This window comes from Haloterrigena salina JCM 13891 (assembly GCF_000337495.1).
GTDB lineage: Archaea > Halobacteriota > Halobacteria > Halobacteriales > Natrialbaceae > Haloterrigena > Haloterrigena salina.
Genome location: NZ_AOIS01000057.1, coordinates 258597 through 276991 on the forward strand (window position 1 = coordinate 258597; position 18395 = coordinate 276991).

General features: G+C 59.1%; 11 protein-coding genes and 4 pseudogenes. 8 read left to right on the top strand and 7 right to left on the bottom strand.

What is annotated here, in order from left to right:
- The first annotated feature begins 105 nt into the window (after nucleotides 1-105).
- Nucleotides 106-1356, top strand: a complete 1251-nt coding sequence (locus C477_RS17355; protein WP_008895834.1) for a serine hydroxymethyltransferase — start codon at nucleotides 106-108, stop codon at nucleotides 1354-1356.
- A gap of 492 nt (nucleotides 1357-1848) precedes the next feature.
- On the opposite strand, the gene C477_RS17360 is transcribed toward C477_RS17355, so the two are convergent.
- From C477_RS17360 to C477_RS23300, 3 genes and pseudogenes are all read right to left on the bottom strand, one after another.
- On the bottom strand, nucleotides 1849-3477 hold the full coding sequence (locus C477_RS17360; RefSeq protein ID WP_008895835.1) for a BCCT family transporter: 1629 nt from the start codon (nucleotides 3475-3477) through the stop codon (nucleotides 1849-1851).
- A 263-nt stretch (nucleotides 3478-3740) separates the two neighbouring features.
- A pseudogene (locus C477_RS24620) lies at nucleotides 3741-4072 on the bottom strand (threonine ammonia-lyase); the annotation flags it as partial.
- 222 nt (nucleotides 4073-4294) lie between these two features.
- Nucleotides 4295-4528, bottom strand: a complete 234-nt coding sequence (locus C477_RS23300) for a BCCT family transporter (protein ID WP_049914640.1) — start codon at nucleotides 4526-4528, stop codon at nucleotides 4295-4297.
- A gap of 233 nt (nucleotides 4529-4761) precedes the next feature.
- Between C477_RS23300 and C477_RS24970 the strand changes: the two are divergent.
- The 7 genes and pseudogenes from C477_RS24970 to C477_RS17390 all read left to right on the top strand — a co-directional run.
- A pseudogene (locus C477_RS24970) lies at nucleotides 4762-4988 on the top strand (IS6 family transposase); the annotation flags it as partial.
- A 116-nt stretch (nucleotides 4989-5104) separates the two neighbouring features.
- A pseudogene (locus C477_RS23305) lies at nucleotides 5105-5299 on the top strand (DDE-type integrase/transposase/recombinase); the annotation flags it as partial.
- Between the two features lie 285 nt (nucleotides 5300-5584).
- Nucleotides 5585-7072: an NADH-ubiquinone oxidoreductase-F iron-sulfur binding region domain-containing protein gene (locus C477_RS17370; protein WP_049914641.1), complete on the top strand. Its 1488-nt coding sequence runs from the start codon at nucleotides 5585-5587 to the stop codon at nucleotides 7070-7072.
- Nucleotides 7073-7075: 3 nt separating this feature from the next.
- Nucleotides 7076-8038 (top strand): 2Fe-2S iron-sulfur cluster-binding protein, encoded by a 963-nt coding sequence (locus tag C477_RS17375; protein WP_049914642.1) that lies wholly within the window; start codon nucleotides 7076-7078, stop codon nucleotides 8036-8038.
- Between the two features lie 29 nt (nucleotides 8039-8067).
- Nucleotides 8068-10302 carry a formate dehydrogenase subunit alpha gene (gene fdhF / locus C477_RS17380; protein WP_049914649.1) on the top strand — a complete coding sequence of 745 codons (2235 nt, stop codon included), beginning with the start codon at nucleotides 8068-8070 and terminating at the stop codon, nucleotides 10300-10302.
- A 1-nt stretch (nucleotide 10303) separates the two neighbouring features.
- Nucleotides 10304-11044 (top strand): DUF1641 domain-containing protein, encoded by a 741-nt coding sequence (locus C477_RS17385; protein WP_008895842.1) that lies wholly within the window; start codon nucleotides 10304-10306, stop codon nucleotides 11042-11044.
- A gap of 114 nt (nucleotides 11045-11158) precedes the next feature.
- Nucleotides 11159-13003 (top strand): molybdopterin oxidoreductase family protein, encoded by a 1845-nt coding sequence (locus C477_RS17390; RefSeq protein WP_239641899.1) that lies wholly within the window; start codon nucleotides 11159-11161, stop codon nucleotides 13001-13003.
- Between the two features lie 400 nt (nucleotides 13004-13403).
- Here C477_RS17390 and C477_RS17395 read toward each other — a convergent pair.
- The 4 genes and pseudogenes from C477_RS17395 to C477_RS17415 all read right to left on the bottom strand — a co-directional run bounded on the left by C477_RS17395 (nucleotide 13404) and on the right by C477_RS17415 (nucleotide 18184).
- A pseudogene (locus C477_RS17395) lies at nucleotides 13404-14033 on the bottom strand (DNA-binding protein).
- A 405-nt stretch (nucleotides 14034-14438) separates the two neighbouring features.
- The gene (locus tag C477_RS17400; RefSeq protein ID WP_008895845.1) at nucleotides 14439-15011 is read right to left on the bottom strand and encodes a hypothetical protein; all 573 of its coding nucleotides are present in this window, start codon (nucleotides 15009-15011) and stop codon (nucleotides 14439-14441) included.
- Nucleotides 15008-15373 carry a hypothetical protein gene (locus C477_RS17405; RefSeq protein WP_008895846.1) on the bottom strand — a complete coding sequence of 122 codons (366 nt, stop codon included), beginning with the start codon at nucleotides 15371-15373 and terminating at the stop codon, nucleotides 15008-15010. Before C477_RS17405 ends, C477_RS17400 begins: the two co-directional genes overlap by 4 nt.
- Nucleotides 15374-16837: 1464 nt before the next feature.
- Nucleotides 16838-18184, bottom strand: coding sequence for an orc1/cdc6 family replication initiation protein (locus C477_RS17415; RefSeq protein WP_049914643.1), 1347 nt, complete (start codon nucleotides 18182-18184; stop codon nucleotides 16838-16840).
- Between the last annotated feature and the right edge of the window lie 211 nt (nucleotides 18185-18395).

The window sequence follows — 18395 nt, forward strand, 5'->3', positions numbered from 1 at the left end:
AGGTAGTGCGCGAGTTTACCAGCATATAACGTCAGATATATTATTTTTTGAGGTTGAATATCCGCTGCACGCAAGATACTTACCGTCCATAATCGACGTCTAGATATGGCGTTCAAACAATCGCTCGAGCAGATAGATCCGAATACGGCCGAGGCCATCGACCTCGAGCGTGAACGGCAGGAATCGACGCTGGGGATGATCGCCTCCGAGAATCACGTCTCGAAAGCCGTGCTCGAAGCACAGGGGAGCGTCCTCACGAACAAGTACGCCGAGGGGTATCCCGGCGGGAGATACTACGGCGGCTGCCAACACGTCGATACGGTGGAGGAGCTCGCTATCGAACGCGCGAAGGAACTGTTCGGGGTCGACCACGTCAACGTACAACCCCACAGCGGCACGCAGGCCAACATGGGCGTGTACTTCTCCGTGCTCGAACCGGGCGACAAGATCCTCTCGCTGTCGCTGTCACACGGCGGCCACCTCTCGCACGGCCACAACGTCAACTTCTCGGGACAGCTCTACGACGTCGAACAGTACGAGGTCGATCCCGAGACGGGGTACATCGATTACGACGAACTCGAGAGCCACGCGCGCGAGTTCGACCCGGACATCGTCGTTAGCGGCTCCTCGGCGTATCCCCGCGAGTTCGAGTACGACCGTATCGGCGATATCGCGGACGCGGTCGACGCCTACCACCTCGCGGACATCGCTCACGTGACCGGCCTCATCGCGGCCGGCGTTCACGAGTCGCCAGTCGAACACGCGGAGTTCGTCACCGGAAGCACGCACAAGACGATCCGCGCCGGCCGCGGCGGCATCATCATGTGCGACGAGGAGTTCGCGGACGACGTCGACTCCGCGGTGTTTCCCGGCGCGCAGGGCGGGCCGCTGATGCACAGCGTGGCCGGCAAGGCCGCAGGGTTCGCAGAAGCCGAGACCGACGAGTTCCAGTCCTACGCCGTCCAGACCATAGCTAACGCGAATACGCTCGCCGACGAGTTCGACGACCGAGGCCTCTCGCTGGTGAGCGGTGGAACGGACAAGCATCTCATGCTCGTCGACCTCCGCGACTCTCACCCCGACATCACGGGAGAGGAGGCCGAAGAGCTACTGTCCGACGTCGGCATCATCGTCAATAAGAACACCGTCCCCGGCGAGACGCGGTCGCCCATGGTGACCAGCGGGATCCGCGTCGGCACGCCGGCGCTCACGACCCGAGGATTCGGAGAAAAAGAGATGAAGACCGTCGCCGACCTCATCGTGGACGTGCTCGACAATCCCGAGGACGAAGACGTTCACGACCGAGCCGCCTCGACGGTCGAACACCTCTGCCAGGAGTTTCCCATCTACGGGTAGCGAGAGGGTATCGTCCCTCGAATACCCGCAAGTACGCGCTGCTCTTTTCACGCGGTTCGACCAGTAACGCCGTTACGGTCGGTCTTTTCGAGAGAGGAGACGATCACCAACCACCCGTGACTCCGGACTGCGTTCGAGGCACATCGTGTCCACGATGACTCGAGCCTGCCGCCTCGAGCGACGGACGCTCTGACCGAACTGCGCGACGCTGTTTGCCGCCGTGCAGTCCAGATTATCGTGTCCCGCCGTCGGTAGCGGAGTGAGGTGAACAGGCGGCACCGTCAGTGAGGACAGATAGTCGTGCAACGAGAAGGAGAACCGGGGCGACGTCGTCTGCACTGATGTACCGATGCGTTCCCGTCGCCGCGACCGGACGGCCGACTCTCGATTTCGGCTAATCGTGCCTCTCGGCACTACCGCTCTCGTCGTCAGGCGTGTTTCTGTGAATCCCGGTACAACCGCGAGAAGCGGGGCACAGCAGTCCGAGGGTGATCAATCATCATCCGACTCTCGAGCTGCTGTCCCCCCTGAAGCGTCGAGTCTCGTGGACCGATTCGACGCGGAATCCGAACGATCAGTGTCGAAGAACACCGGGTAGATATCGTGACAGGGATAGCTGATCGCCACCACCGCGAGGATGGTGATGACGGCGAAGGGACCGCCGGTGATAATCGACGCCGCCTGAAGCGCGTCGACGCCGCCGACGACCATCAGCAGGGACGCCAGCGCCCCGACCAGGGCGCCCCAGATCACGCGGTTGATCGTGGACGGCTCGAGTTCGCCGCCGGTCGTGAGCATTCCCAGCGCCAGCGTCGAGGAGTCCGCCGATGTGATAAAGAACGTCGTGATCAGCAGCAGGAAAAGGAGGTTCAGTACGTCGCCGGCGGGTAATGCTCCGAACAGCGGGTACCCGGAGCCGGCGACGCCGTACTCGGAGATGACCTCCAGGATATCCGCCGCGTTGGTCGATTGTTCCGAGATCGCGATGCTACCCATGATCCCAAACCAGGGGATCGTCACCGCCGTCGACGCCAAGACGCCGGTGACGACTACCTGACGGATCGTACGGCCCCGCGAAACGCGGGCGATGAACAGCCCAACGAACGGCGTCCAGGAGAACCACCAGGCCCAGTAGAAGATGGTCCAGTTACCGACCCAGCTCGAACCGTTGCCCGCGTTCATGAAGAAACTCATCGCAACGAACTGATTGATATACTGTCCGAGTGCTTCCGTCGTGACCGACATGATGTACGCTGACGGGCCCAGCACGAACGTCAGAAGCATGACTACCACGAATAGTCCCATGTTGAACCGGGACACCCGACGGACTCCCTTCTCGATACCCACCGTTACTGACAGCGTAAACGCGACCGTCAGGCCGACGATCGCCAGAATCGTCCCGGCGTCACCGACCGATACCCCGGTAGTGTACTCGATACCGGTAAGGAACTGACTCCCGACGAACCCGAGCGTCGTCGCGATACCGCCGAGGGTGGCGAACACCGCGAGGATGTCGACCAGTTTCGCCCAGACGCTGTCCAGGTTGTCGATGCCCAAGAACGGAGTGAGCACCGTCGAGACGCGCATGGGCGCGTCGTGCCGGTACGTGTAGAACGCTATGGGAAGCGACATGATAGCGTACGCGGCCCACGCAGAAAGCCCCCAGTGGAAGAACGTGTACTGGACGGCACCGACCGCTGCGTTGGCCGTCTGGGACTTGGCGCCGACGAGCGGCGGAACCGTGTCGTAGTGGAAGATCGCCTCCGCTGGGCCCCAGAACACGATCCCTGCACCGATTCCGGCCGAGTACAGCATCGCGAAGTACGACACGAAACTGTACTGTGGCTCCTCGTCCGGCTTGCCGAGCTTGACGTTCCCCCACGGACCGAACACCAGGAAGAGCGCGAACGCCACGACGAAGAACATCGCGAGGAGGTACATCCAGCCGACTTTTGCCTCCACTAACGAGTTTACACGCTTGACGGCGCTGGCGGCGGCGTCCGGCATCAGAGCGAAGGCAACGACTGCTACCAGCGCTGTGAGGAACCCGACGAGAAACACGGGGACGTCGAGCTCGTTCGCGAACCGCGCGAAGCGACCGTCAGGATTAGAGTTACCCATACGAAGTCAGTTGTCCTGATCGTGCGCTGTGTGCGTCGGCGTGAATTCGAACGATCTCGCGACACTGTTCTCCCCTCGCACGTCCTCGACTCCTGTTCTCTCCGCTTGCGCGGCGCTCGTGTCTCGAGTTAGCATGCGACGATTCTATCTCCTAGCGTTCCGTGATAAGATATAAACCCACCGGAGCTGTTATTACCAAACATATTCTGTCAAAAATTAGGGAAGCGCCCCTTTTCGCAGTGGACCGTCCACTAATTGTACGTTCACCCCCACTTTCGATTCACGTCTTCGACCGTGTCTCCCTCGGATCCGATCGCCCGAATGGTGGACGCAGCGTGTCCGGCACCGCTCGTTTCGACCCGGAAGAGTTCACGATCATTCCGGAGATCTGTTTCATCCTACCCGGGGCATCGTTACGCCGCACGCACAGTCAAAGGATCTGTTTTCGGTCGGTGAGAGCGTGGACGAGGGCCGTCTGGACCATTGTCATGTCGAGGTTCCCGCCGCCGAGTAGCGGCATGGCAGTCCCGCCCCGAACGTCGAGTTCAGGGTTCAGGACTGCCGCGACGGACGCCGCCACAGCACCTTCAACGACCTACATCGCGCGCTCGAGCCTTGTCTACCGTTTCAGCGCACCTGTGAGTGGGATTAGCCGGGTTTGTTGGCTCACGTCGATAATCGGTTCTAACAACAGGCCAACGGTTGGACCACCGAGGTCAGTAGTCGCAGAGCAGATCGAACAGAGTGCCGCGAACGGCACCTGAAGGCCGATATACGAGGTTTAGAGAACACGGATCGGCCAGCGAAGGCGGCGATGTTAGTCGTCGTCGTCCGTGTTCGTCGCAAACACGGGCGGCGACTGTTCGTCGATTTCGGCGGACTGATCGTCGGTGTTCGTCTGCAAGACCGGACGGATACGCTGGAACTCCAGACACATCCCGACGATAGCTAAGGCGCCGATGACGGCAAACGGTCCGCCGGTGATGATAGCCGAGGAGCGCAACGCGTCGAGGCCGCCGCCGACGATGAGCAGCGACGCGAGACCGCCCATCAAGCCGCCCCAGAGCACGCGATTGATGGTCGAGACTGGTTACGCGCAAGTCTCGGCGCACCTACCTCTGCCCGACGCGATTTTGAGGGTATGAAGCCACTTTTCGATGTGGTTTTGTTCCGTATAGTTGACCAGACAGCCCAATCCCTACTCGAGTGAGGGCAGTCCGAAAGCGGCACCGTCTAGTTAGGTCAAGTTGAGAAATGAGCAGGTCGCAGAGTTTGTTTGGACCACTGCTCGCAGACCTGCTCATTGCGAGCTATGAGACAGATTTAGGGGAAACTTGGGAGAACGAGTGGACGGCGGTTGCATCAGAGTGTTCGCCGTCCGCCTCCATCAGACCAGTTGTTCGCTTCGAGAGACAACACGATTCTCGCTGAATCAGGCGTTGAGGCTCTCACGGAGCAGTTTGGAACAGGTTCATCGGCTGGCTGACAGCGGACGCGACCCGCCGACGTCCACGAGAGCGAAGCGCTCGTGCGGCCTCTTGGAGCGCTTTGCGCTCCAACGGTCGGCGAATCGAAGATTCGCCTCGACAGCAGAACGCGAAGCGTTCTGCGGACGGCTTCGCTGTCGCAGGTCGCCATTGATGGAACCGCTGTCAAGATTACCGGCAACTGGTCTTCGGTATACGATGCAATAGACCTAGATTCGCGACTAATTCTTGATGTCGCAGTATTCGGACGACGAGGCACTGATTCAGCCGCTGCATTCCTGCATCGATTGATCGAGAAACACGATCTCTTCGAGATGATGTTTCTCGTGGGTGGACGGTTGTGTGAGTGTCAGAGAATTCCTTGAATAATTTGTACACTACTACAACACACAACGACCGTATCAATAACTCAAGTAACAAATGTCAACGGAGGTGCGAAACTAGACAGTGTCTACGCTTCCATATAATAATCCATCTCACATGGATGTCGATACCAGTTATAACATCCAAATCGTTTATGTGCTATGTCTGTGTATGAAACCGAAATCGATTAACAGAAACTCCTCACACCCCAGTGATTTATCATACGGAACGACAATGGGCAACCGAGGACAAAGCAAATGACAGCCATCACAACAGACGATCATCTAGTTATCCGGGTCGCTGCCGGCGATCCAGACAGAGATCCCTCTCTGTCCACCGCTGGCTTCGACGGTTCTATCGTCACCGTCGGCCCAACTGGAGTGCCCGCACTCGAACCGCTTATCACAGTAACTGCCGCGGGCCGGACTGCGCTTTACACACACTGTTCGACAGTCGATCTCAAGTCGATCACAGCAAGCGTCGAGGAAACTGGGGATGTCGATGGTGCAGACCCAGATGCCGTCGTTTCGCACGCTCCGGATCGAAACCGGTTGCCGACCGCACCGTTACCGGGACTGCGAACTGGCGATCGACGCGTGCTCGGGGCATGCAGCTGGCGACGTCCGACGAGCGTCGCAGACCACGAGGCCGTCGGCGGGTTCGCTCCGAGTGATGCGGAAACGGTATTGAAGGTCGGCAACTCCCTGAACGGTCGCGGGTGGGGTGATCTGTGTCAGGACGACCCCCTCGCCGAGACGTGGCGAACAGCCCGCGCGACGGATGGCGATCCGGTTGTCGTGGTGAATGGACACGGATCACCCGCTGACACGCTTTTGCTTGCCAGCGCGCCGTTCGAGGTCCTTGACGGCGCGTCGGTTCTTGCGAGCACCGTCGCCGCCGACCGAATCATCGTCTACGCGTCGTCGGAGGACGAGAATGCGGTCAAGACAGTTAGTTCAGCAGTCGACACCTACCCGGATCCCGCGGCCCCGATGGAGGTCGTCACCGGTCCCAAGGAGTACCGGGCAGCCGAGCCGACGATGGCGATCGAAGCCATAGAAGGAAACCACCGACTGGAAGCTCGTCTCCGGCCTCCAGGACCTGAACGCGTGGGGCTCGACGGTCGGCCGACGCTCGTTCATACGCCGCGGACGCTTGCACACCTCGCCGTGGGTCTGCGTGAGGGCATTGACGAACAAACGCGCGTGATGACCGTCCGTGGCGATGTCGACTCCGTCGCGACGGTCGAACTCTCGGAGACACAGACGCTGTCGGAACTGGTCGAGACTGTCGGTGTTGATGGATCGTTCAAGGCCGCTTGCGTCGGCGGGCGATTCGGCGGGATCACCCGTGACCTTGATGTCGAGATTGGAGTAGAAGCCCTCAATAACGCCAACCTCGGAACCGATGGAATCGTCGATGTCCTCTCTGACGCCCGGTGTCTGGTCGAGTTCGTCGGCCAGCGTGCAAGCTTCGCCGCCGAGGAGAACTGCGGCCGATGCGTGCCATGTCGAGAGGGAACGTCGCAGTTGGCGTCGTTGCTTCGGAACGTCTACGACAGCGAGTTCGACGCTCGAGCCATTGCGGAACTGGAACGTGTGATGGCTACTTCAAGCATCTGCGTGTTCGGTGAGCGGGCAGGTCGACCCGCCCGGACCGCCATCGAAGCGTTCCCATCGGAGTTCGAGGCGCACGCGGAGGGTCGCTGTCCCGCGGGGACCTGTCTCGAGCCGCTGGAGGCCTAACCTATGAGTTCGGAAAACCCACAACAGATCGATGCACCGCCGCTGACAGAGGAAATCGCGCCCGGAACGGCGACGGATCCCCCAGTTGGGAGTACCGACGTGGCGACCGTGACCGTCGACGGAGCTACCATCGACGTGGCGGCCGGTGCAACGCTTCTAGATGCGATCAAGGCGGTCGAGACTGACGATTACGTTCCAGCATTATGTAGCTACGATCGCCAAGAGATCGGTCCACGAAGTGAATGCCGAACTTGTATGGTGGAGACTGATGAACACGGCGTCGTACCGGCGTGTAGCTTCCCGGCCGAGGACGGCCTCACCGTTCAGACCGGCGCAGCCGATGCCGCCGAAGCTCGAGACGTTAACCTCGATCTCGTCCTGTCAGATCACAATCTTCGATGTACAACCTGTGGGAAGAACGGGCGGTGTGAACTGCAGGACGCGGCTATCGAACAAGACGTCGAAGAACCACGGTACGGCGTCCTCGACGACCGCGACGAATACGAGCCGATCGACGACTCCTCGTCGTTCATCCAGATCGACCGCAACAAGTGCATCCTCTGTAACCGCTGTGTCGAAGCTTGCAACGATGTGCAGGTCGAAGGTGTCCTCCGCATGGAGGGCTCTGGACAAGACACCCGAATCGGGTTCCAGAGCGACGCAGAGACGATGGAGGAGTCAACCTGTGTCTCATGTGGACACTGCGTGACCGTCTGTCCGACTGGCTCCCTCGTTGAGAAAGGGATCGAGGACGCAACGACGATCCCCCTCCCCGGCTTCACACAGAAGAACAGCGTTGGGAAGACCGACGAGAGCACTGGAACGTCGAAGGGACCGATGACGCCGAAGAAGCGCACCGAACACACGCCCGAGACACCCACGACTGAAATGATCGACTCTCCGACTGATGACGGCATATCGAGCGATACATGGAGCGACGACCAGAGCGGAGGTGACTGGTTGTGAACGATGACCTCGACGGTGTCGCGGGATATATGCAGCAAGCTAAGAACCAGGCAATAGAGAACGTCGAACACGTCGCCGAGGGTGTCGCCGCCGAGACACTTCCCGAAGGCAAACTGTTCGAGATCGCGCAGTCGATTGGTGACAAACGGCTGGAGGAACTGAACGTCGAAGACACCACCTGTGGCTACTGTGCGGTCGGTTGTCGGTTCGATCTCTACACCGACGGCGAAGCGGTCCTCGCAGCGCGTCCGACCGACGAGGAGGACGCACCCGTCAACGGAATCTCGACATGTGTGAAAGGGAAGTTTAGCTACGATTTCGTAAACTCCGACGACCGGCTGACCGCGCCACTGGTCCGTGACGAATCCGGCGAGTTCCGCGAGGCGACGTGGGACGTAGCGCTCTCGAGGGTCGCCGAAGGACTCGGCAGTATCCGCGACGAACACGGCGGCGAGACACTTTCGGTTATCGCCTCCTCGAAGGCGACGAATGAGGATAACTACCTGATGGGCAAGTTCGCCCGACAGGTGCTCGGCACCAATAGTGTCGACAACTGCAATCGCTTGTGTCACTCCTCGACGGTCGCTGGGCTGGCGAAAACCTACGGATACGGGGCGGCGTCAATCAGCACTGACGATCTCGAACTCGCCGACTGCATCCTGCTGACTGGGTCGAACACCACCGAGGCCCACCCCGTCCTCGCAACGCGGATCAAACAGAACGTGAGAGACGGCGGCGATTTGATCGTGTTCGATCCGCGGGAGATCCAGATCGCCGAGTACGCAACGCAGTACACCCAAATCAAACCCGGATACGACGCCGTTTGGATCAATGGGATCACGCGTTACATCATCAACAATGACCTCTACGACGAAGAGTTCGTTCAGGAACGGACCACTGGTTTCGAGGACGTCACGGAGACAGTCCAGGAGTTCACATCGGAGCGCGTTGCGGAGATAACGGGTGTCCGCCCCGAAGCGATCGCTTCCGCCGCGGAGACGATCGCCGAGGCAAACCGGTGTATATTCGGGTGGACGCTCGGACTCACCGAGCACTCACACGGCACCGAGAACGTAATGGCGATGGCAAACCTCGCAGCGATCACTGGCAATCTCGGAACGCCCGGTGCGGGGGTCTCGCCGTTCCGCGGCCAGAATAACGTCCAAGGTGGGGGCGGCGATATGGGACCGCTCCCGGACAGTTTCCCGGGGTATCAGGATATTGCCGACGACGAAGTCCGTGCCAAGTTCGAGGACGCTTGGGACTGCGAAATCTCACCGGAGTACGGCTACTACACCACCCAAATGTTCCTCGAAGCTGACGACGATAACGTCCGTGGGATGTATATTATCGGTGAGAACGCAGCGCTCTCAGAGCCCGGGGTGAACCATGCCGAAGAAGTTCTCGAGGATCTCGACTTCCTCGTGGTCCAAGATCTCTTCATGACCGAGACTGCACAATACGCCGACGTCGTCCTCCCCGCTTGTTCGTTTGTCGAGAAGACAGGGACGTTTACGAACACAGACCGCACGGTTCAGAAGGTCAACGAGGTGATGGAACCGAAAGGCAAATCCCGGCCGGACTGGCAGATTCTCCAAGCCCTCGCAAACCGAATGGGACGCGAGTGGGACTACGACTCGGCGGCCGAGATTATGGACGAAATTAACTCGCTCACACCGCTGTATGGTGGCGTCACTCACGAGCGCGTCGAAGCTGAGGGCGGCCTTCAGTGGCCATGCTGGGACGAAGACCATCCCGGTACAAAGCGTCTCTATACGGAGGAATTTGATACCGAGGACGGAATGGCACACCTCCACGCTGTCGGATACAGCGAACCTGCGGAGACGCCGGACGATGAGTACCCGTTCACGCTCACTACCGGCCGCGTCCTGTATCAGTATCACACCGGAACGATGACCCACCGCGAAGAGGGCATTATGCAGTACAACCGGAGTGACTTCGTCGAAATCAACCCGAAGACCGCTACCGAGTACGGAATCGAGAACGGTGATCCGGTTCGGATCGAATCCCGACGCGGCGAAACGACTGTCCCCGCGCAGGTGACCGACCGCGTCGGCCCCGAGAACCTCTTTGTTCCGATCCACTTCGCCGAGAGCGCCGTGAACCGCCTGACCGACGAAGACCGCCTCGATCCGGCCGCATCGACGCCGGAATTTAAGGTTTCAGCCGTGAGGATCGCGGCCGTCGAAGACGATATCGACCGAACTGGAACTGAAGCGGTCGAGACAACGGGGGACGACTGAGATGGCAAAGCCACAGTCGTCCTACCCCGAGTCAGCGACCAACGGAGCGCGGAAAGAACGTCCCGAGAGCAACGGCGAAGCGGCCGTTAAGGACGCCCTCGCAACCCACGGTGACGACATCGCCGCAGCGATCGAGCAAAGCGACGAACTCGCGGACGCGATCACAACCGCGATCCTCGTGATCGCAAGTGCCGACGACGAAGAGGTCGGCCACGTCACGGACTCGGCAGCTAACCTCGTCGCCGCCGCTGACGGCCTCTCGACGGACGGCGCAGCGGAGCTCGCAGACGAGTTAGGTGAGAACGCCGACACGCTTTCGGAGTCGCTCGACGTCATCCTCACATTCCAGCGCGAGGGCCACCTCGAAGACCTCGTGACCGTCGCTGCCTCGGTCTCCGAATCGCTCTCGCCCGAAGAAATCGAGGAGCTGTCGACACTGCTCGAAGACAACGGGTCAGAACTCGTCGCCGTCCTCGAGACTGTACTGGAACTCCAACGCGAGGGCCACCTCGACGACCTCGTCGAGACGGCAAAGACGCTCTCGGTGCTGGAGATCGACGAGGATGCCGCCCGCGGTATGAACGAGTTCTTCGGCGCAATCGGCGATGCCCAGCGGGACTCCGAGCCGATTGGCCTGATGGGGTCGTTGTCGGCGATGTTAAATCGGGACGTTCGGTTCGGCCTCGGATACCTCGTCAGCTTCCTGAAGGCCAAAGGACGGCGCATTAGGGACCGATCCTGAACAGTGACCACCAACGACGACGCTCTCGACCACTCGACAGTCTGTCCACTCTGTGCGGTCGGCTGTCGGTTGGAAGCCGGTGACGGATCACGTGCTGACGGTGTTTCGGGTCCAATGAATCCGAACGGTCGGCTCTGCCGAAAGGGCATCGGCGCACTCGATGTCGACGCGGAAGATCGGCTTACGCAACCACTACTCCGAGATGAAGGAAAACTTCGGCCAGCGTCGTGGGACGAAGCCTATGAACGGATCGTCGACGGGATCGAAGCTACGCTCGACCGGTACGGCCCCGACGCAATGGGGTTCTTCGGTGCGCCACACTGTACCAACGAGGAGAATTATCTCCTCCAAAAGCTGGCACGGATGCTTGGAACGAACAATATCGATAATCGGGCCCGACTCTGTCACGAATCGACAACTCGGTGTCTCGAGGCCCGCGTTGGATGGCCAGCAGCAACGAACGGGCTCGCTGAACTGAGCGACGCCGACGTAATTATAATCGCAGGGGCTAATCCCGCGAAACGACAGCCAATCGCGTTCAATAGCTTCGTCCGGCCGGCGGTCAATAACGGTGCGACGCTCGTCCACATTGATCCGATCGGGAATGCAACGACTCGCCTCGCAGAGATCCACATAACTCCTCGTCCAGAAACCGACGCACTGGTGTTCGATCTGTTGAGTGCTCGGCTCCTCGACGGAAACGATGTCGACCGAGAGTTCATCCGTGAGCGCACCCGACAGTTCGAATCGTTCGCGGCATCTCTGCAAAATCTTTCTCCAACGCAGGCAGTGTCAGCGGCGGGCGTCGACGAGACACAAATCGATCGCCTCGCGGAACTCATCGCGACGGCGGACGGGGTCGCAGCGCTAGTCGGGACAGGTATTGAGGGCGACGACACGAACGCCCCCGAAGCGCTCCTCAATCTCCTCCTTCTCACTGGGAATATCGGACGACCCGGTGCTGGACTGTACGTGCTCCGCGGCCTCGCCAACGAACAGGGAGCGACCGATACCGGCTGTGTCCCGGACCGTCTGCCCGGTCACCAATCGGTGACTGCGACCGACGCTCGTGAACGGATCACTGAGGAATGGGGTATGAGACCACCATCCAGCCCTGGGAAGAATGTGCGGGAGATGCTTGCGGCCTGTGGTAAGGAAATCCGCGCAGCGGTTGTCGTCGGCGAGAATCCGGCTATTTCGAAGCGCGATCCCGATTGGACTCGTAATCGGCTCGACACACTCGACCATCTCGTTGTCCTTGACCTGTTTCTCAGCGAGACTGCAAGCAACGCGGACGTCGTGCTCCCGGCCGCTGCTGGGTTCGAGAAACGGGGAACTATAACAAATCTCGAACGACGGGTCCAACGCGTTTCGCCAACGACACTCCCTCCTAGTTCGGCCCGCTCGGATTTCGAAATACTCCGTGATCTCGGGGCACTGTTACTCCCCAACTCGAACGCTTTTGAATACCAAACGGTAGCCGACGTGTTCGATGAATTGACCCGTATCGCACCTACGTATGAAGGACTGTCTTTCGCCGAGCTTGGACCATCCGGTCGACAGTGGCCAGTCGACTCCGATTCGACACTGTACCGCGACAGCTTCGAAACGGCTGACGGGCGGGCAGTTTTCAGTAATGACCGATCGGGATTCACCTTCGATTCCGCAAGTGGACTCTCTTTGATCGCCGGCGGACGGGTCGGAGAGACACAAGGGGATGGTAGCGAGACTAAACGCCGACTCAGAATGCATCCAGAAGACGCCCAAGATCGAGATATCGAAGAACAGGATCTCGTTGCAATCTCGAACGAGAAACAGACGATCAAGGCCAGGGTCGAGTTGGACGAGAATGTTCGATGCACGACGGTATACTTGCCTGCCCAAGTTGCGGATCCCCTCGTTCGTCGTGGCACAAGCGCCATCACAGTTGAGTCAATTTCCGAACAAGAAAATCTCTAGAAATATGTACTCATACGTCAGTATCCGGTGTCGTTACACGACACTGTCTAGATAAGCGAACCCGATAGAAAGCAGTCCGGTGGACGAGGTGCAAACCATGGAAAGCCAGTGTCTTCCGACTGAGACGAAGAAGCGAGCACCAATGAGCGACGTGAATTCGCTAGTCTCGCCGAACGTTTCGACAAATTTTGGGAAAACTCGTTCCGGTCAGAAACGGTCGGAGAATCGCTGCGCTACCCATTCGTTCAAGAATTACGTAACTAGACAATGTCACAACTACCGATCAGTCACTCAACGGACAGACGCCAGCAGCGGTGCTAAACTAGACAGTTCCCTATAGGGAGAATTTTTCTGAGGCACCGTCTTCTTCAGAGTTCGCAGGAAACAAGGGGAGTTCGAGTTAGCACCATCGTCCGCGCTCCGGTGCGACGACCTCGGACCAGCGCGTCAGTGCGATCGAGCACCGACCGTTGTACCAGTTCTTCGCCGCGGCCCTGAACCGTACTCGCTGACTTCCGTTGACCGTCGGTTGCTTGCTCTTCGTCCAGACCGTGAACTTCGTTCGTCCCGTCTCGTCTTCGATCAGCCCGACCTGTTGAATCGCCGGACTTGCAAAGGCCCACAACTCGACGATACGGCCCTCGACGGTGACCTCGCCGCGATCGATCTCCTCGAGGCGTCCGATTGTCGCGACGCATCTTCTCGATCTTGTTTCGCGTGCGCCACGCTCGCCCCGTCTGCTCTCCGAACTCGGCCTGGACACTGATCCGCTCGAGTTCTTCCTCTCTGGCCTTGATGCGCTCTTCCTGCTCGAGAGTGACGCCGTGAATCCGGTCCTCGCTCGTATCCGCGATCCCGACCGGGTGGTTCGCATCGACCTTCGCTTGCGTCTCCTGCTTGACCGTCGCCTCGAACGCCGGCGTCTCGTCGACCACCGGGAAGTCCTCCTCAGTGACCATCTGTCCGCCTACTTATTCGAACGCTTGTTCATCGACCGAACGACCCTGCTGCTCGGATTGTTTCTAGACAGTGGATCGCACGGATCCGCCCGGAATGGACGGTCGCGAAACGGCGACCATCGGGATCCATACGCGACGCGGAGGACGAAAGCGACGAGCGGGGCGGGCCGTTGTACACTACGGGTTATTCGGCTACAGGCTACAGCGCTCGGCAAAGTAGCCGCTATCTTAGTGGACGTAGAAAGGGCGAGGCCGTCCCGGTCGTCCCCGACCCACAAGCACCACAGGAACGAAGAGCGCAACGGCGTCCTCGTGAGCGAAGCGAACGAAGGTCAGCGAGATTGCGTCTCGCGCGGTCGCGGGATACCAGGCGACCGAGGGCTTTCAAGAGCCGTCTCCGCAACTGGGTACTCTACTCACCCGTCAGTAGAGATGGAGCTGAGTCTAGCACGTTTCCCGAGACACTCGCAGTACGGCTATTCCTCAAGACGCTGTAGCAATTGGGCGACGTACGGACTGTCGTCCCAGCTTCGATGCGGGCTAATCGTCGTGATCAGCGTCCTCGCTTCCGCTCGGGTTATGTGTCCGTTCCGGGCGTAGTCACAGATGAGCCGCGGCGTCGGCACGATCCGCGGTCCCTGGAGCACCGCGTGGATAAGCGGGAAGTTTGTCCCCCCAAATTCGTCGGTCAGAAAGCCGTCGATGTCGAGTGCGTTCGCGAGAACAATCCCATCGGTCTCTCCGTCATCGAGGCCGAACGTCGGCCGCGTGTTCGGTGTGTCGTCGCGCTCGTATGGATCCGCGATCGTGTAGTGGTTGCGGGCCGTGAGAACGTTGCTCGCAGCGGCGGCGTGGATGTCCTGATACTGCGTGATGTCGCGGAGTTCCGCGACGACTTCCGGTGGCACGAATGCGTCACACGACGTAAGGAGGTACCGGAGCGGGTCCGGGACATCATCGGTGTCGGCGGCCGCGTCCGCACGGGGTACGGCGAGACTGACGAGTGCACTGGTGTCGGCAACGACCGTTCGCAGTCGCGGACCGCTCATCGATCGTCGTCTGCGGTGTCGACTGTGGTCGCGTCGTCCTCGTAGACATCGACATCATCGGGCGCGGCGAGATCGAACGGTTCGTCCTCGAGATCTGCCTTGAGCAGGCGTAGTCGCTGGGCGGTCTCAGCGCCCACCAGTTGCTTGACGGTCTCGAACTCGAGCTGGTCGTCGTAGTACTTCGTCGCGACTAACTCTTGGAAGGTCTCACTGTCGGCGGTCTCTTCGAGATACTCGCGGATAGCCTCGACGAGCAGGTCCGTTCGGTTCGTGTCGTAGAGCTCTGCAATCGCATCGAGACGTTCAACGAGATACTTGGGTGACTGGAAGTGAACCCGCCGCGGATCGTCACTCGCGCTCATTCTATGTGTGCATTCTGCACATAGATGGATAACGGTTTCGGCGGATGCACAGGCCTTGCACACCATCCCAACTCGACTACGTTGGGGTTGTCGGCGGGTAATAGCTCGTCTACCCCTCCGGCTGAATGAAGGTGATATCCTTCTATCGGACGAATCAGCGAATTGCGTTGCTGACTGTTTGGCGGCTACCCATCGCGACGAACAGGTCGACGAAACGCTCGAGATTGGATAGGAACGCTAAGCGTCTGAGAGGATCAAAAGTCCCAGCGGGCCGGGGCAGACCCACGGGAACTGAGCGACGAGCTCGCGGTCAGGGGGAGGTGGGATGGTTGGATCGCTATGTCGCGTGGGAGAGGTACGCGACAGTAGAGATGGTCGGCGCAAGTACTATCAACCCAGCCACGATTCCAACACGCTCAGAATCGACTACGTAGACCCGGTCACTCGCGATCTCGAGGCAGTTACTCATCTGCTTGATCCGCTTGAGACGGGATCTCTCGACCCGTTGCGGGATCCTCCAGCGTGGTAACTCGGTCATACGGAAGCGATTGGATCGTGAAATAGAATATGGACATCTCAAACCTGAATAGTGGGGAATAGTTAGATTGTTTAGAATAGTTGGTATAGGAGAGATAGGTACAATAGGTGGAATAGGTGCGATAGCCCCCTATTGGAGCGAATGCCAGCGACAGGACAGTATCGTTCTGAAGGAGAATGGATAGCGGGAACGGTTCAATAACTCGACGACGGTGAAAAGTTACGTCTGCAACGGGTGGAGTTCCCTGTCTCCTTGAAGGAGGGCATGGCAGTCCGTGGTACGTGATTTAGCCGAGAACGATTACGTATTCGTCCAATTCGGTCACAACGACGAGTAGCTTCGAAAGAACAGTGCACGACCGAAGAGGGATTCGGAGTCAACCTCGAGAGGTTCGTCGAAGAAACGCGGAAACAGAGGACAAAGCGTACGTTTGGCTGATCGATGGTTCACGGATGTATTATTCTATCCAGTACTAGCGGCCATCAGGGGGACACAGGTCCACACTTGAGAGAACATCTTCCTTGATGTAACGGATCGATTCCGATACGCTCGTCTGTTTCGGATTCGGCGATTCGCACGGAAATCGACGGACAGCGAACTCGTCCCCCCTCCCACCCCCCGTGTGCGATATGAATTGGCCGCGGTCGAACGGATGGGACACCGTGTGAGAGATGAATTGGTTGCGATCGAGCGAACGAGACCCCGTGTGCGAGATGAATTAGCCTCGGTTGGAAGGGTAACACCCCGTGTGCGAGATGAATCGACTGCGGGCGAACGAATGAGACCCCATGTGCGAGATGAATTTCGGGGTTCGCTCAGGGTAGGCCCCGTGTGCGATATGAATTGGATGACCTGTTATTCCCGACTACTGTAAGAGGTCCACGACTACTGTGTGAGAGATAGAATCACTTGTTACTCGACAGCAGTCAGTTCCCTTCGAAGAAGTCGTTGATCTGCGCATTGACGACGGACTCGATCAATTCTTCGTTGTTCTCGATTTCCTCGAGGCGGATATCCTCCTGCAGCGTTTCCGCGACGACCGACGGATCGTCCACGAAGGTGTACTCCTTGTGGACGCCGCTTCCGTAGCCGCGGCCGCGTTTCTCCGAGGTGACGAAGTTGTACGTCTCGGCTTCGGTCATATACCGGAGATACGAGTCGCGAGACTTCTGATCAGCATCGAGGAGATCCGCGATGTACTGGTAGACGCGAAACGCCACCGTGCTGGGAACGGCGTTGAGGTTCCGGTTCGAATAGACCGGAACGATCGCCGTCGCATAGAGGGAGAGTTTCTTTTGCGTCGAAAGCCCCTGCATTTGCGTGAGCGTCCGGTCGCGTTCGGCTTCCTTCTGGGCGTCTCGAACGTGTTCCTCGCGGACCGTCCCCTCGCCTTGTCGGTCGGCCAGTTCGCCCGCTTTTCGGAAGAGATCGATCGCTTTCCGCGCGTCCCCGTGGTCCTGTGCCGCAAACGCGGAACTGAGCGGGATAATCCCGTCCGCGAGGACGTCGTCGCGATACGCGTCGCGGCGTCGATCCAGGATCGCCTGCAACTGATTCGCGTCGTAGTCGGGAAAGACCACGTCCTGCGGATTGAACGAACTCTCCGCTCGACCGTCGAGGTTCTCCATGAACCGCGGGTCGTTCGTCAGCGCAGCGACGGAGATGTCGCCCTCGATCCGACCGAGTTGTGAGGCTCGAGAGAGCTGGTAGAGGAGTTTCGAGTAGGCGGGTTCGTCATTCGGGTCCCGCTGGCGGCCGACCAGAAGGTCGACCTCGTCGAGAATGATGATAACCGAATCGAAGTACTCGCTCAACAGTTCGTAGAACCGACGGAGTTTCTGATCGGTAGAGATACCGCTCTCGGGAATCTCGGCCGCAACTCCGGCCTCGGCGGCGGCGTTTTCGACGAGGCGATAGACGGCACGGTCGTGGGATTTGATCGTCTGACAGTTGATCTGGACGACGCCGAACCGGATGTCTTGGGCCGTCGCGAGGTCGGAGACCTGTTCGCAGACGGCGTTGATGATCAGCGACTTGCCGGTTCCCGACGGGCCGTAGAGGAGCATGTTCGGCGGGCGATTGCTCTGAAGGATCGGTCGGAGATACGTGATGATATCGTCCAACTGTTGATCGCGACCGACGATTCGATCCTCATCGATGACGGTATCTGGATCAAGCAACGCCTTCTCTCGAAAGACGGAGTTTTGTACCCCCTCCTGAAGACGACCTTTGATAGACTGGGAGAGAGACTGTTGGTCGTTGCCATCAGTCATAGTATCGGAATAACGGCCAGCCCATAAATAAATGTGGGATACCGTGTGCGAGGTTAAATGTAGAAGAATGTCGAGATAGAAGCCTTCTATCGCAGGATGGTTAGATAGTCCGATAACCGTGGGCAAAATCAAACCGGACTGAATGCGGGATGGCACACCCCGTGTGCGAAATGAAATCCGTCTCGACCGATCGGGTGCAAGTCTGAAAGCG